Origin of the sequence: Sphingomonas sp. ABOLH (assembly GCF_003951715.1) — a bacterium.
GTDB classification, from domain to species: Bacteria; Pseudomonadota; Alphaproteobacteria; order Sphingomonadales; family Sphingomonadaceae; genus Sphingomonas; species Sphingomonas hankookensis_A.
Map to the genome: position 1 here is coordinate 91,952 of NZ_QQWV01000010.1, position 13,745 is coordinate 105,696.

The 13,745-nt window shown below is 67.2% G+C and carries 18 protein-coding genes and 1 tRNA gene; 10 read left to right on the forward strand and 9 right to left on the reverse strand.

What is annotated here, in order from left to right; genetic code table 11:
• Nucleotides 1-156: 156 nt before the first annotated feature.
• Together CA237_RS07245 and CA237_RS07250 are read right to left on the reverse strand one after the other, a co-directional pair.
• Entirely contained in the window at nt 157-1,404 is a 1,248-nt protein-coding gene (locus CA237_RS07245) for a putative DNA modification/repair radical SAM protein (protein ID WP_066690677.1), read from the reverse strand.
• A 42-nt stretch (nt 1,405-1,446) separates the two neighbouring features.
• Nucleotides 1,447-1,887: a MarR family transcriptional regulator gene (locus tag CA237_RS07250; RefSeq protein ID WP_066690674.1), complete on the reverse strand. Its 441-nt coding sequence runs from the start codon at nt 1,885-1,887 to the stop codon at nt 1,447-1,449.
• Between the two features lie 101 nt (nt 1,888-1,988).
• Between CA237_RS07250 and CA237_RS07255 the strand changes: the two genes are divergently transcribed.
• The gene (locus tag CA237_RS07255) at nt 1,989-2,414 is read left to right on the forward strand and encodes an organic hydroperoxide resistance protein (RefSeq protein ID WP_066690672.1); all 426 of its coding nucleotides are present in this window, start codon (nt 1,989-1,991) and stop codon (nt 2,412-2,414) included.
• Nucleotides 2,415-2,600: 186 nt separating this feature from the next.
• A complete protein-coding gene (locus CA237_RS07260) occupies nt 2,601-3,605 on the forward strand; it encodes a LacI family DNA-binding transcriptional regulator (RefSeq protein WP_126013524.1) in 1,005 nt (334 codons plus the stop codon).
• On the opposite strand, the gene CA237_RS07265 is transcribed toward CA237_RS07260, so the two are convergent.
• The 7 genes from CA237_RS07265 to CA237_RS07295 are packed head-to-tail and all read right to left on the reverse strand — an operon-like array spanning nt 3,592 to nt 7,988.
• A complete protein-coding gene (locus tag CA237_RS07265; protein ID WP_066690895.1) occupies nt 3,592-4,275 on the reverse strand; it encodes an ATP12 family protein in 684 nt (227 codons plus the stop codon). The genes CA237_RS07260 and CA237_RS07265 overlap by 14 nt on opposite strands.
• Nucleotides 4,272-4,481, reverse strand: a complete 210-nt coding sequence (locus tag CA237_RS07270) for a hypothetical protein (protein ID WP_066690668.1) — start codon at nt 4,479-4,481, stop codon at nt 4,272-4,274. The genes CA237_RS07265 and CA237_RS07270 overlap by 4 nt, the downstream gene beginning before the upstream one ends.
• The gene (locus tag CA237_RS07275) at nt 4,478-5,137 is read right to left on the reverse strand and encodes an HAD-IA family hydrolase (RefSeq protein WP_066690893.1); all 660 of its coding nucleotides are present in this window, start codon (nt 5,135-5,137) and stop codon (nt 4,478-4,480) included. Before CA237_RS07275 ends, CA237_RS07270 begins: the two co-directional genes overlap by 4 nt.
• Nucleotides 5,134-5,709, reverse strand: coding sequence for an FMN-binding negative transcriptional regulator (locus CA237_RS07280; protein ID WP_066690666.1), 576 nt, complete (start codon nt 5,707-5,709; stop codon nt 5,134-5,136). The genes CA237_RS07275 and CA237_RS07280 overlap by 4 nt, the downstream gene beginning before the upstream one ends.
• On the reverse strand, nt 5,709-6,803 hold the full coding sequence (locus tag CA237_RS07285; RefSeq protein ID WP_126013527.1) for an RluA family pseudouridine synthase: 1,095 nt from the start codon (nt 6,801-6,803) through the stop codon (nt 5,709-5,711). Before CA237_RS07285 ends, CA237_RS07280 begins: the two co-directional genes overlap by 1 nt.
• Complete coding sequence (locus CA237_RS07290) at nt 6,800-7,174, reverse strand: CrcB family protein (protein WP_198158554.1); 375 nt, start codon at nt 7,172-7,174, stop codon at nt 6,800-6,802. The genes CA237_RS07285 and CA237_RS07290 overlap by 4 nt, the downstream gene beginning before the upstream one ends.
• A gap of 13 nt (nt 7,175-7,187) precedes the next feature.
• Nucleotides 7,188-7,988, reverse strand: a complete 801-nt coding sequence (locus CA237_RS07295) for a LytTR family DNA-binding domain-containing protein (RefSeq protein ID WP_066690661.1) — start codon at nt 7,986-7,988, stop codon at nt 7,188-7,190.
• A 191-nt stretch (nt 7,989-8,179) separates the two neighbouring features.
• On the opposite strand from CA237_RS07295, the gene CA237_RS07300 reads away from it, so the two are divergent.
• The 8 genes from CA237_RS07300 to istA form a co-directional block, all read left to right on the forward strand.
• The gene (locus CA237_RS07300; RefSeq protein WP_066690659.1) at nt 8,180-8,704 is read left to right on the forward strand and encodes a DUF2306 domain-containing protein; all 525 of its coding nucleotides are present in this window, start codon (nt 8,180-8,182) and stop codon (nt 8,702-8,704) included.
• Nucleotides 8,705-8,753: 49 nt separating this feature from the next.
• Complete coding sequence (locus CA237_RS07305; protein ID WP_066690656.1) at nt 8,754-9,113, forward strand: hypothetical protein; 360 nt, start codon at nt 8,754-8,756, stop codon at nt 9,111-9,113.
• 112 nt (nt 9,114-9,225) lie between these two features.
• Nucleotides 9,226-9,954, forward strand: coding sequence for a 4-hydroxy-tetrahydrodipicolinate reductase (dapB, locus tag CA237_RS07310; RefSeq protein WP_066690653.1), 729 nt, complete (start codon nt 9,226-9,228; stop codon nt 9,952-9,954).
• Complete coding sequence (nth, locus tag CA237_RS07315; RefSeq protein ID WP_066690650.1) at nt 9,951-10,613, forward strand: endonuclease III; 663 nt, start codon at nt 9,951-9,953, stop codon at nt 10,611-10,613. Before dapB ends, nth begins: the two co-directional genes overlap by 4 nt.
• A gap of 52 nt (nt 10,614-10,665) precedes the next feature.
• A tRNA-Arg gene (locus tag CA237_RS07320) sits at nt 10,666-10,742 on the forward strand.
• Nucleotides 10,743-10,907: 165 nt separating this feature from the next.
• Nucleotides 10,908-11,252 (forward strand): hypothetical protein, encoded by a 345-nt coding sequence (locus CA237_RS07325; RefSeq protein ID WP_126013531.1) that lies wholly within the window; start codon nt 10,908-10,910, stop codon nt 11,250-11,252.
• Nucleotides 11,253-11,873: 621 nt separating this feature from the next.
• Nucleotides 11,874-12,272, forward strand: coding sequence for a hypothetical protein (locus CA237_RS19995; RefSeq protein WP_241215446.1), 399 nt, complete (start codon nt 11,874-11,876; stop codon nt 12,270-12,272).
• Nucleotides 12,273-12,438: 166 nt separating this feature from the next.
• Nucleotides 12,439-13,745: IS21 family transposase (gene istA, locus CA237_RS07340; RefSeq protein WP_126013534.1), on the forward strand; the 1,307-nt coding region annotated here is incomplete at its 3' end.

The following is a 13,745-nucleotide window of genomic DNA, read 5'->3' on the forward strand; positions in this document are numbered from 1 at the left end:
ACCAACGGCGGCGATCCGCGGAGGTTTCTCTTGCGAGGGATTTTCACCGCCACCCGTCATTCCGGCGAAGGCCAGAATCCATGGACACGGAACGGCGCGCTTCTATCGATATCGGTCGTGACCATGGATCCTGGCCTCCGCCGGGATGACGGCGGTTCAGCTGAACAACTCCATCTGGTCCGCCTTTTTGGGCGCCACCACCGGCCGCAGTTCCGCGCGGTCCGCCAGCAGGACCGGCCGCCAGTCATCGGCGATCAGGAACGGCCGGAGCTTGGCGATCGACACGGTCAGCCGCGCGACATCGGCCAGCGCCAGCCGCCGCCAACGCCGTGCGGTCAGGATCGCGTTGACCGCCTTCACCCCCAGCCCCGGCACGCGCAGCAGCATCTCGCGCGGCGCGCGGTTCACGTCGACCGGAAAGCGATCGCGGAACTTCAATGCCCAGGCGAGCTTGGGATCGATGTCGAGCGGCAGCATCCCCGTCGCATCGTCCGCCGCCGCGCGCACCTCGTCGGCACGATAGTCGTAGAAGCGCATCAGCCAGTCGGACTGGTACAGGCGGTGCTCGCGCATCAGCGGCGGGCGTTGCAGCGGCAGGACGGCGGACGCCTCGGGGATCGGGCTGAACGCCGAATAATAGACGCGGCGCAGACCGTAGCGGTCGTACAGCGTCGACGCCTTGCCGACGATATCGCGGTCGGTCGCCGCATCGGCGCCGACGATCATCTGCGTCGACTGCCCCGCCGGCGCATATTTCGGCGCCGACTTGTACCGCTTTCGCGCGTCGCGACCGTCCGCGATGTCGTGCGCGACCTTGCCCATTGCCCCTTCGATCTGCGTCGCCGACTTTTCCGGCGCCAGCCGCTTCAGCCCGCCGGTGGTCGGCAGCTCGACATTGATCGACACGCGGTCGGCATAGACCCCGGCCAGATGCACCAGTTCGGGATCGGCATCGGGAATGGTCTTCAGGTGGATATAGCCGCGAAAATCATGGTCCTCGCGCAACGACCGCGCGACCTCGACGATCTGCTCCATCGTATAGTTGGACGACCCGATGATCCCCGACGACAGGAACAGCCCCTCGATATAGTTCCGCCGATAGAAGCTGAGCGTCAGCGCCACGACCTCCTGCGCGGTAAAGCGCGCACGACGGACGTTCGACGACTTGCGATTGATGCAGTAATGGCAGTCGAAGATGCAGCTGTTGGTCAGCAGGATCTTGAGCAACGAGATGCAGCGACCATCGGGCGCATAGGCGTGGCAAATGCCCATCCCCTCGGTCGACCCGATTCCCTTCCCGTCGCGCGAATGGCGCTTGGCCGTGCCCGACGACGCGCAGGACGCATCATATTTCGCGGCATCGGCAAGGATCGCCAGTTTCGCACGGGTGTCGAGCTGCGCCATATGTTCGATATATGTTCCAAGACGTTGAACGCCAAGGGGTAATCAGCCGAGCGCCGCGTCCAATGCACGGCGCAACGCGGTCACTTCGCCATTAAGCGCGATCAACCGTTCCGGCGTCATCCCGCTGCGCGCGACGACGGTTGGCGCTAAGCAGCCGCTCTCCGCCCAGCGCGCGCGCCCCGCTTCGGTCAACCGTACCAGTACCTGGCGTTCATCTTCCGGATTGCGCAGTCGGTCGACCAGCCCCGCCGCCTCCATCCGCTTGGCGAGCGGCGTGATCGTGCTCGGCTCCAGCGACAGCCGTTCGGCGATGGCGCCGATGGTCAGTCCGTCCTCCGAATCGCTCAACGTCAGCAGGACGAGGAACTGCGGGTAGGTGATGCCCATCCGGTCGAGCATCGGCTTGTAGGTCCGGTTGATCGCGATCGTCGCGGCGTAGAGCGAGAAGCAGAGCTGTTCGTCGAGGGGCAGGGGCTTGTCCATGCCGGGCATATAGCATGAATGATTGTCGCGATAAATAATACTGGACAGCCCAGCCGGGTAACGCTATTTACTTATCGCGATAAACAAATGGAGCATCCGCCATGTCGATCGACGTCAAGTACAGCACCACCGCCACCGCCACCGGGGGTCGCGAAGGCCATGCGCGCAGCGAGGACGGCCGGTTCGACGTCAAGCTGTCGACCCCGCGCGAACTGGGCGGTGCCGGCGGCGACGGCAGCAATCCGGAACAGCTGTTCGCGGCGGGCTATGCCGCGTGCTTCATCGGCGCGATGAAGGTCGCCGGGCAGCAGCTGGGGATCAAGGTCCCGAACGACGTGACCGTCACCGCGACCGTCGGCATCGGCCCGCGTTCGCTCGGCGGGTTCGGCATCACCGCCGACCTGAAAGTGGCGGTGCCCGGCGTCGATCCGCAGCAGGCGCAAGCGTTGATCGACACCGCGCACGGCATCTGCCCCTATTCGAATGCGACTCGCGGTAATGTCGATGTCGGCCTGACGCTCGCCTGATCGTTCGACAGCGGTGATCGGCTTCGCCTATGCCTTGCGCAAGTGAGGATGCGGGAGACGAGGCTTGCTGACGATCGAGACGATGCGGTGGTTCGCTCCCTCGGACGCCGCATCGCCGAACCATGACGGGGCGGGAACGGCCGAGGCAGTTCCTGCCCCGCATGTCGTTTTGGAGGGGCATATCGCGTGACCACCATCGCCGATGTCGCGGCGCGGGCGGGCGTGTCGATCCGTACCGTGTCGCGCGTGCTCAACCGGTCGCCGTTGGTCAACGCCGCCACCCGCGACCAGGTGGAGGCGGTGGTCGCCGAACTGCAGTTCCGCCCCAGCGCCCGTGCACGCGGGCTGGCGACCGGGCGGTCGTTCCTGCTGGGGCTGGTGCATAACGATCGCAACGCGCTGGTGCTCGACCCCTTACAGCGCGGGATCGTCGGTGCGGCGGCGGCGCGGGGTTATGAGCTGGTGGTGCATCCGGTCGCGCCGGGCGATGGCGATCCGGTCGCCGACGTGCTCGATTTCGCCGGACGGTCGCGGGTCGATGGCGTGGTGGTCGTGCCGCCCATCTCCGGCATCGCCGGGATGGCAGAAGCGTTGAGCGAAGCGGGTGTGCCGGCAGTGGCGCTCTCTTCGGTCGCGCTGTCTGGCTATGGCGCGGTGCTGGTGTCGGACGAGCGCGGCGCGGCGCGTGCCGTGGCCGATCATCTGGCGGCACTTGGCCATCGCCGGATCGCGCTGCTGTCGGGACCGGCCAGCGCGGCGTCGGCCCGCGAACGGCGTGCCGGGTTTATTGCCGGGCTGGACGACCACGGCCTGACCCTCCGCCATGAGGCAGAGGGCGATTACGGCTTCGACAGCGGCGTGGCGGCGGCGACGCGGTTGTTGCAGGCGACCCCGCGCCCGACCGCGATCTTTGCCGGCAACGACGTAATGGCGGCCGCCGTGCTGAAGGTCGCGGCATCGCTGGCAATCGACGTGCCGGGCGACCTCTCCGTCATCGGCTTCGACGGCAGCATCCTCGCGCAAATGCTGACCCCGGCCCTGACCACGGTCCATCGCCCGATCGCCGATATGGCGGGCGCGATCACGACGCGGCTGATCGACCGGATCGAAGGGGCGGCGGACGACTCGCCGCTGACCGCCGCCCTGTCGCTGTCGGTCGGCGGATCGTGCGGTCCGGTCAGGCGCGGATGAGGTCGAGGAAGCGGATCGCCGCCCGATAATCGCTCGCGCGCGCCGCACGGGTTTCGGCGGCGAGGGCGTCCTCACCCCATTGCTCGGCCTGCCAGTCCTCGTCGACATGCGCCGCCGCCCAGGCGGTGTCGGCATCGATCGCGCGCTCGACGACCGCCAGCCCCAGCAGCAGCGATCCGGTCAGCGAGACGATCGGCGACAGCGGCGCCAGCTGCCATGGCGACAGGGCAACCACCGCCTCGCGCAGCCGCGCCAGCGTCCGCGGCGGTTGTTCGACCGGCATCACGCCATCGGTGACGGAGAAGTCGACGCCGAACCGCTCCCGCGCCCAGTCGAGGACCGGATCCCATATCGCCGCCTGCCGATCCGCCAGTGGTCCGGGCTCGGCGCGATAGCAGAGCAGGTCGCTGCCGCCATACACCGCGATCCCGCCCGCAAAGGTAGCCGCATCGGGTGCGATCCGTTCGATCGCGGCGTTGGCGAGGCCGGTCAGCGGCATCGCCCGCGGATCGATTGTCTCCTCCACCGCGCGCCATTCGTCGGCGATCGCCTCGCCCAGCGCTGGGAAGGGCACGACCAGCGGCAACCGCCCCGGCGTGCGCACCGGCCGCCCGTCCAGCGCGATGCCGCCGTCCGCCGTGACCGCGACGTCCTGCCAGAAGCGCTTCACTTGCTGCGCCACTTCGCGGTCAGCCCGCGGGGTACGACCGCCATCGCGTACAGCGCCGACAGCACGATCGCCGCGCCCAGCACGCGCATGCCGGTGTCCGGAGCCCGCGCCAGCACGATCAGCCCGAACACCGCACCCATCGCGGTGGCGATCCGGATCGCGACCAGCACGAGCCAGCGATTGCGGGCGACGGGATCATCGGTCATGGCAGGTCCAGCAGCTGAGGGAGCAGGGTGGCATCGTCGCACATTCGCTGTGCGCCGGCAGCCATCAAGGTGTCGCGGTCATGATAGCCCCAGGTGACGCCGACCGCCCGTGCGCCCGCCGCGACCGCCATCGCCATGTCGAACCCGGTATCGCCGATCATCACCGTCGTCTCGGGCAGCGCATCGGCCTCGGCCATCGCGGCATAGAGCATCGCGGGATGCGGCTTGGACGGATGTCGGTCGGCAGTCTGCAACGTCGTGAAATGTCGGGTAAGGCCATGATGGTCGAGCAGCAGCGCGAGGCCCCGGTCCGACTTGCCGGTCGCAACCCCCAGCGTCCATCCGCTATCGAGCAGTGCAGTCAGTGCGTTGGCGATACCGGGGAACAGCGGCTCCTCGGCCAGCCTCCCGTCGAGCCGCATCGCGCGGAAATGCCGCTTATACCCTTCCGCCACCGCATCGTGCAGCTCCGCATCGCTGTCGGGCACCAGCATCGCCACCGCCTGCGGCAGGCTCAACCCCACGATTCGCCGTACTTCTCGCGGGTCGGGGTCGGCTAGCCCCGCATCGGCAAAGGCCAGCGCCATAGCGAGGCAGATATTCGCCTGCCCATCGGCCAGCGTCCCGTCGCAATCGAACACGGCGAGGCGGGTCATGCCGTCCGCATCCATGCCGCCAGCGGATGGTCGCCCAGCCGCTCCGCCACCCGCGCGCGGACTTCCGCCGGCTTGTTCTGGTTCAGCTTGGCGGTGCCGCGCGACGTCGTCGGGACCAGCTCGAACCCGGCGATGGCGTCCATCATCGCCTCCGCCTTTTTTGGATCGATCTGGTCGACGGCCCATTGCGGTTCATCTTCGTAGATCGCGGCCAGCGCATCGATCTGTTCACGCAGGCCGGTACGGTCCAGCGCGCGGACCACGCCCTCGACTTCGACCGACAGGTAGTTCCAGGTGGGTACCTCATCCGGCCCCGCCGCGTACCAGCGCGGCGAGATATAGGCGTGCGGCCCCTGCACCACGAACAGCACCGTCGCCCCGTCGAGATGCGCGGTCACCGCATTGGAGCGCGCGACATGGAAGCGTAGCGCGCCGTCCGCGCCCGGCACCACCGGCACCTGCGCCACGCGGGGGCCGTCAGGCGTCATGACGAACAGCATGCCGAAACCTTCCCCGGCGACGAACGCCCGAGCGGCATCCTCGCCCATGCGGAAGGCGGCATTGGGGTGCATCAGTCGCGCTGTCCCCGCGACCGCCGCTCGCCACGCCGTTCCTTGCGATAATTCTTGGCGTGCGCCTTCGCCTTGGCCTTCAGATCGGCCTTGGTCACCGGCGGCGGCGTATCGTCGATCATCGCATTGCCGAGCGACAGGTCGAAGCCCAGCAGGTCGATGCTTTCCGCGAAATGCGGTGGCAGTTCGGCGGTCACGTCCACCTGCCCGCCATCGGGATGGTCGATGCGGATGCGGCGGGCGTGCAAGTGCATCTTGCGGCTGACCCCGCCGGTCAGGAACGCCGCCTGCCCGCCATATTTGCCATCGCCGACGATCGGATGGCCGATCGCCGACATGTGTACGCGCAGCTGGTGGGTACGCCCGGTGAACGGTTGCAGCTCGACCCACGCCGCGCGGTTGCCGACGCGTTCGATCACGCGGTAGCGCGAGCGGGCGGGCTGTCCCTCCGCTTCGTCGACATGCATCTTTTCGCCGCCGGTGCCCGGCTGCTTCGCAATCGGCAGGTCGATGATGCCGTCGGCGATGTCGGGGATGCCGACGACCAGCGCCCAATAGACCTTCTTGGCGGTCCGCCCCGAAAACGACTTGGCGAAGAACGCCGCCGCGCGCGCGGTGCGGGCGATCAGCAGCGCGCCCGACGTGTCCTTGTCGAGCCGGTGGACCAGTTTCGGCCGGCTTTCGCCATCGAACTGCAGCGCGTCGAGCAGCCCGTCGACATGGTCGTGGGTCTTGGTCCCGCCCTGCGTCGCCAGGCCCGGCGGCTTGTTCAGCACCAGCGCCTGCTTGTCGCGGTAAATGACAAGGCTCTGCGCGAACTCGGTCTGTTCGGCCGACAGCGGCGGGCGCTCCGCCTTGGGGCGCGGCTGGGCGACGATCGCCGATTCGGGCGGCGGTACGCGCAGCACCTGTCCGGCCGACAGGCGGGCGCCCGGCTGGGCACGGCCGCCATCGATGCGCAGCTGCCCGGTCCGCGCCCAGCGTGACACGGTGTTGAAGCTGGTATCGGGCAGATGCCGCTTGAACCAGCGGTCCAGCCGGATGCCGTCGTCATCTGCCCCGACCGTGAATTGCCGGACGTCGTTCTCGCTCATGCCGCTCCCCGCGTCAGTTGCAGCCCGGCGAACAGCGCCAGCGCGGCACCCACCACCGATAGCAGTGCATAGCCGATCGCCCCGGCCGCTTCACCCCGTTCGATCATGGTCACCATGTCGAGCGAGAAGGCCGAAAAGGTGGTGAACCCGCCCAGCACGCCAACGCCCAGCGCCAGCCGGACCTGTTCGTTGCCGCCGCTGCGCGCCAGGACGCCGACCAGCAGCCCCATCGCCAACCCGCCGATCAGATTCACCCCGAGCGTCCCCCAGGGATAGTCCGGGCCGAAGGTCGTGAGCGCCCAGCGTCCGAAAAAATGTCGCAGCCCGGCACCGATCGCGCCGCCGGCCATGACGATGAATAGATTTCCCATGATCGGCCGTCGCCTAGCCGATTGCGGCGCGCGAGGAAACCGTCGTGCTGCGCATCGGCCAGCCGGCTGCCTGCAACGGCTCGATCTGGCCGCGCGCCACCGGTGCCTCGATCCCGCCGGTCAAGAGCAGGCGGACGTTGCGTCCGTCGCGCTGGGCGCCCGTGACATGGCTGCGCGAGACCCACCAGCTGCGATGCACCTGCGCGCCGTCCATGCCCGCTAACTCAGCTACCGCGTCGCGCATCCGCATCAGGATCAGCGTCGATCCGGCCGGGGTATGCGCGCGGACATAATGATCCTCCATCGCCAGCGCGATCAGGTCGCGGCCAAGATGGGCGGGCAGGCGGTCGAGGAACGGCGTGGCCGCCGGCGGAGCGATGACGGGCGCGGGCAAAGGTGGTGAAGGTGCCGCAGACGCGCGCCGCATCCTCCCGAACCAGAAGATCGACGTGATCGCCGACCCCAGGATCAGGACATTGGCGTAGCTTGTCAGCCACCCTTCCGCGCTGGGCAGGTGGAGGGGATGCCATAATCCGTCGACTGCCCAGACGACCACGGTCATCGGCGCCGTAGCGACGACGCACGCGGCGACCCACAACCCCGCTTCCGGCAGGGAAAGCCGCCGCGCCAGCCGTGTCGCGATGACCGTGGCGGGCAGGTACAGCGCATAGCCTGCCAGCGCGATGCCCAGCCAATAGGCCAGCCGCAGCGCGAACGGCAGGGCGAAGCTGCCGAACGGTCCCAGCACCGCGAGCAGCACGCCGATGGCGGTCATGATCGTCAGGTCGATCAGCAATCGGCGGGCATCGGGCATGGGGCGGCTCGGCGTGGAAGTTGCCTCGCCGCGATAGCGCGCTCCCCGGTAATTGCCACCTCTGCCATTTCACGCATCGCGAACGGGCAGGGTGGACGATCCACGACGGGGAGGGGCGTTCCACGCAGATCGGCTTGCCGGCGAAGGGCGGGCGGGCACAGCCGGCGGGACACCCCATAGCAGGAACCGCCATGATGCCCGCCACCGCCAAGACCGCCGCCCGTACCAACGACCTGTCCCCGCTGTTGCGCGGCGCGATGGTGGCGGGGGGCACCATGCTCGGCCTGCTGAGCCTGCTGGCGCTGATCCGTGCGGCGACCGGTATCGCGCCGGCCGCACCGGCGGCACATGACGTCGCGGTCGCCGTCCATCTGGCGAGCGTATTGCCTGCCATCCCGCTCGGTCTCTACATCCTGCTGACCCGCAAGGGCGGGGCGCGCCACCGCCTGCTGGGACGGGTCTGGATGGCGCTGATGGTGTCGACCGCGCTCAGCGCGCTGTTCATCCGCCAGCTCAACCATGGCGGGTTTTCGTGGATTCACCTGTTCGTGCCGGTGACGCTGGTCGCGGCATGGGCGGCGATCGCGGCGGCCCGGGCGGGCGATATCGCCAAGCATCGCCGCCGGCTGGTCGCCATGTTCCTCGGCGCGATGGTCGTCCCCGGGCTGTTCGCCTTCGCTCCGGGGCGGGTCATGGCCATTTGGGCGTTCGGATGATACCGCTCCCCCTTGCTGATGCCGGTCGCAAGCGTTACATATTGCTGCGATGCACAACGACGTCGTTCCCGAGTCCACGACCGATACCGCAACGGAAGAGCTGCGCGCCTCGCTCAGCGACATCATCCGCTTTGCGCTGATGCAGAAGATCTGCCTGTCGGTCCGCTACAACAACATGGACATGATCCTGGCGCCGCACATGCTGTGGACCAAGCATGGCGACCTGCATGTCGATGCCGTCACCGTCGAGCGCGCGGGCAGCCCGCCCAAGATCTTCAAGATCGGCACGTTCAAGCTGCTCGGCCTCGGCAATGTCGCGCTGACCTCGCGCACGTTCGAACCGCAGGCGGAATTCGACCCGAACGATCCCAAATATGCCGAAGCCCCGATAGCGTCGGTCACGGGCTGAACCGCCGCGGCAGCAGGCGACAATCGCTTGCACATCCCCGCCGCCGGGGCCATGGACCGGCCAGGCCGGGGTCGCGTCGGGCGGCCGCGCGCAACGGGCGGACTTTGAACCAGTGACCAGCATCGGTATCTTCGGATGGCAGGGCCGGATGGGGCGCGCGATCGCGCAGGAGATCGAGCGCGTCGGCGAAACGCTGGCGGGCGGGGTCGACCAGGGCGGTGATCCGGTCGAACTGGCCGGGCGAGCCGACGTGCTGGTCGATTTCTCCTCGCCCAGCGCGCTTGCCGCCAACCTCGCCGCGGCGCGCGGAGCGGGGACGCCGATCGTCATCGGCACCACCGGCCTGAACGACCGCCACCATGCGATGATCGACGAGGCCGCCGCCGAGATCGCCGTGCTCCAGACCGGCAACACCTCGCTCGGCATCGCGCTCCTGTCGCGGCTGGTGCGCGACGCCGCGCGGCGGCTGGGTCCCGACTGGGATATCGAGATCGTCGAGAGCCACCATCGGCTGAAGGTCGATGCACCGTCGGGCACCGCGCTCATGCTGGGCGACGCGGCGGCCGAAGGCATGGGCACCACCCTGTCCGACAGCGGCGTGATCGGTCGCGCCGGGCTGGTCGGTGCGCGTGCCGGCGGCACCATCGGCTTCGCCTCGCTGCGCGGTGGCACCATCGTCGGCGACCATCAGGTCGTGTTCGCGGGCGAGGGCGAGCGGATCGAGCTCGGCCACCGCGCCGACGACCGCGCGCTGTTCGCCCGCGGCGCGGTGCGCGCCGGACTGTGGCTGGCGAGCGCGCCTGCCGGCCGCTACACGATGGACGCGGTGCTGGGCGTTTGAAGAAGGCCGACATCTTCGAGTTTTTCCGGCGGCTGGCGGAGGACAATCCGCACCCCGAAACCGAACTTGAATCGGTCAACGACTATACGCTGCTGGTCGCGGTCGTGCTGTCGGCGCAGGCGACCGATGCCGGCGTGAACAAGGCGACGCGCGCGTTGTTCGCCACCGTCGACACGCCCGAAAAGATGGTCGCGCTCGGTCTCGACGGCCTGAAGCACCACATCCGCACCATCGGCCTGTTCAATACCAAGGCGAAGAACGTCATCGCCCTGTCCGAAGCGCTGATCGCCGACCATGGCGGGCAGGTGCCGAACGACCGTGCCGCGCTGGAAAAACTGCCCGGCGTCGGGCGCAAGACCGCCAATGTCGTGATGAACGTCGCGTTCGGTGCGGAAACCTTTGCGGTCGACACCCATATCTTCCGCGTCGGCAACCGCACCGGCCTGGCGCGCGGCAAGACGCCGAACGCGGTCGAATCGGTGCTGGAACGGGTCGTGCCGCAGCCCTTTCGCCTGCACGCGCATCATTGGCTGATCCTGCACGGCCGCTATATCTGCAAGGCGCGCCGCCCCGAATGCTGGCGCTGTCCGGTCGCCGACCTGTGCGCGTTCAAGCCCAAAACGCCCGCGCCGAAGCAAAAGGCGGTCGCGACCGACTGAAACGGCTGGCAATGCCGCGCGACCTTTGCTAGGCGCGTGCCTCCACGGCCAAGCACCCGTAGCTCAGCTGGATAGAGCGCTGCCCTCCGAAGGCAGAGGCCAGGGGTTCGAATCCCTTCGGGTGCGCCAATCACACATAAAAGTACGAACCACGTCGTCGGAGGGTATCTCCCCAGCAACGGCGAGCTCAAGTGCCCGGTTCGGGCCACGGATTGTGACCTGCTCGCGGGTCATCACCACCTCACCGACGAAAGCACGGACATAGCTACGCCGAACCTGCGCATCATCGGAGTCGTGCAACTTGCGCCGCATGACCTCGGCAAAGCGGGCAACCTTCTCCGGGGTGATTCGACTGCCCTTTGCGCCAATCTGGCGATCGAGCCGCACGATCTCTTCTCCGATCGACGACAGGCGCAGATTGAGGGTGGCGAGGCGTTCTGCCAGCGTCGGGTCATCAGGACTGGTGATGCCTCGTTCGACCATTATGAAGAGCGAGCGAAGCGCCTTCTTGGTTTCAGTTTCCTCGGCCCGCAGAGCAGCGAGTCGCTTGCGACGCTCTGCATCAGCCGCCGACGACGCGTCCAGCATCTCGCCCAATATCGCCGTCAGGCGCTCGGGTTGGAAGAGCCGCTTCTCTAGCGCGTTAAGGACCGCTCTATCCGCCTGTTCCATGGGAACGTTATTGCCGCCACAGCTCAGATCGCCCTTCTTCCGACGGTTCGAGCATGCGTAATAGCGATAGCGACCGCCCTTGCCGGTCATGAGCATCATTGTGGAAGTGCAGCCGTTGCAACCACAGCGGCCGATCCCTGACAAAAGTACCGGCGAACTATGGGAGCGAGGCGCGGAGATACGCGGATTGCGCGCCTTCAAACGGCGCTGCGCGGCTTGGAAACGTTCTTCGGTCAGGATGGGCGGGACAGCGACCTCAACCCACTCTTCGCGCGGACGCATCTTGCCGGTGCGGCTGTCCTTGCAGCCGTAGTAATGGCGGCCGACATAGGTTTCGCGCGTCAGGATCGCGTGAATCGACCCGGTGTGAAACGGCTGATTGCGATGGGTGAAGCCGTTGGCCCGTAGCCATTTGACGAGCCGGTCGAGACCCATGGGACCGGAAGAGCCGTCACCTTCAAGGTACAGCGTGAAGATACGCTCGACCAAAGTCCGCTCACTGGGATCGATCTCCAGCTTCTTCTTGTCCTTCTTGTCCCGACGTTCCGCGACGTAGGTTCGATAGCCCAAAGGCGGCGCTGAGCCATTATGAAAGCCCGCCGCCGCGTTGGCAGTCATCACCACCTTAACCTGCCCGGCATTAATCTCGCTGGCTGCGGCATCGATCGAGGTGATGATGCTGCGAATGAGTCGAGCCTGCGGCCCCTCTCCAACGTCCTGAGTGGCGGAGATCAGCTTGACGCCGGCCTTCTCCAGCTTTCGGCGGTAGCCCTCGCATTCGTAATCATCGCGAAAAAACCGCGAGAAATTGAACACGAAGACCGCAGCATACCGCTTTGGCTGAGCACATGCCTCAGCGATCATGCGTTGAAAGGCAGGACGCCGGTCCGTCATGCCGGACTTGCCCGCCTCAATATAGGTTTCGACGATGTGATAGCCCTGATCGACGGCGGCACGGGCGATACCAGCCTGCTGCTCGATGAGTGAAATCTCGTGTTCGGCCTGACGCTTGGTGCTGACCCGGACATATGCACAGGTGTGGATCGGCGTGGAAAAGGGACCCCGGTAGCGGGGTGATCGGCGTCGAAAAGGGACCCCTCATCCCGTTGGTCTAGGCTGTTCGCTTGGCGGTGTGTCAGGCGGCGAGATCGGGATGCTGGTATTGGAGACGGTGTTGAGGATCCGGCGCGAGCACGCGTCGGGGAAGGCCATCAAGGCGATAGCGCGGGACCTGCACCTGTCGCGCAAGGTGGTGCGCAAGGCGATCCGGGCGCCGGAAGCGGACATGGGGTATCGGCGGGAGGTACAGCCGCTGCCGAAGCTGGGGCCATTTCAGGCGCGACTGGATGCGTTGCTGGAGGAAGATGAGGCACGGCCGCGGCGCGAGAAGCTGCGCCTCACGCGCATCCACGACCTGCTGCTGCGCGAGGGGTTCGACGGCTCGTACGACGCGGTGCGGCGTTATGCGGCCCGCTGGCGCCGGGCGCGACGTCGCGATGTGATGAATGCGCCGGCGTTCATCCCGCTGCTGTTCCGGCCGGGCGAGGCTTACCAGTTCGACTGGAGCCACGAGGACGTGGAGATTTCGGGCAAGCCGATGCGGGTAAAGGTCGCGCATGTCCGGCTATGCGCGTCGCGGGCAATGTATGTGCGAGCCTATCCCCGCGAGACACAGGAGATGCTGTTCGACGCGCATGCGCGGGCGTTTGCCTTCTTCGGAGGTGTGCCGACGCGCGGCATCTACGACAACATGAAGACGGCGGTCACGAGCGTGTTCACGGGCAAGGAGCGTGTCTTCAACCGGCGCTTCCTGGTCATGGCCAACCATTACATGGTCGAGCCGACCGCCTGCTCGCCGGCGTCGGGCTGGGAGAAAGGTCAGGTCGAGAACCAGGTGCAAACCGCACGCGGCCGCTTCTTCCAGCCACGCCTGCGATTTACCAGCCTCGAGGAGCTGAACGGTTGGCTGGAGGCCGAGTGTCGGCGCTGGACAGAGTTGCACCAGCATCCCGAGCAGAAGGAACTGACGGTTGCTCAGGCCTGGGCTGCCGAGCGCAGCGTGCTCCAGCCTGTTGTCGCACCCTTCGACGGCTTTCATGAGAGCGAGCATGCGGTAAGCGGCACATGCCTCATCAGCTTCGACCGCAACCGCTACTCCGTTTCTGCCAGGGTGGTGCGACGTGCCGTTCAGGTCCGCGCCTATGCCGACCGCATCGTCGTGCGCTGCGACGGGGAAGTCGTCGCCGACCATCCCCGGTTTTTCGGCCGGGACCGGACCATCTACGACCCGTGGCATTATCTGCCGGTGTTGGCGACCAAGCCGGGCGCCCTGCGGAACGGCGCGCCGTTCCAGGGCTGGGAGCTGCCGCCTGCGCTGGCACGACTGCGGCGCAAGCTTGGCGTCGGTGACGATGCCGACCGGCGGTTCGTGCGGGTGCTGGCCGCGGTGCTCGACGACGG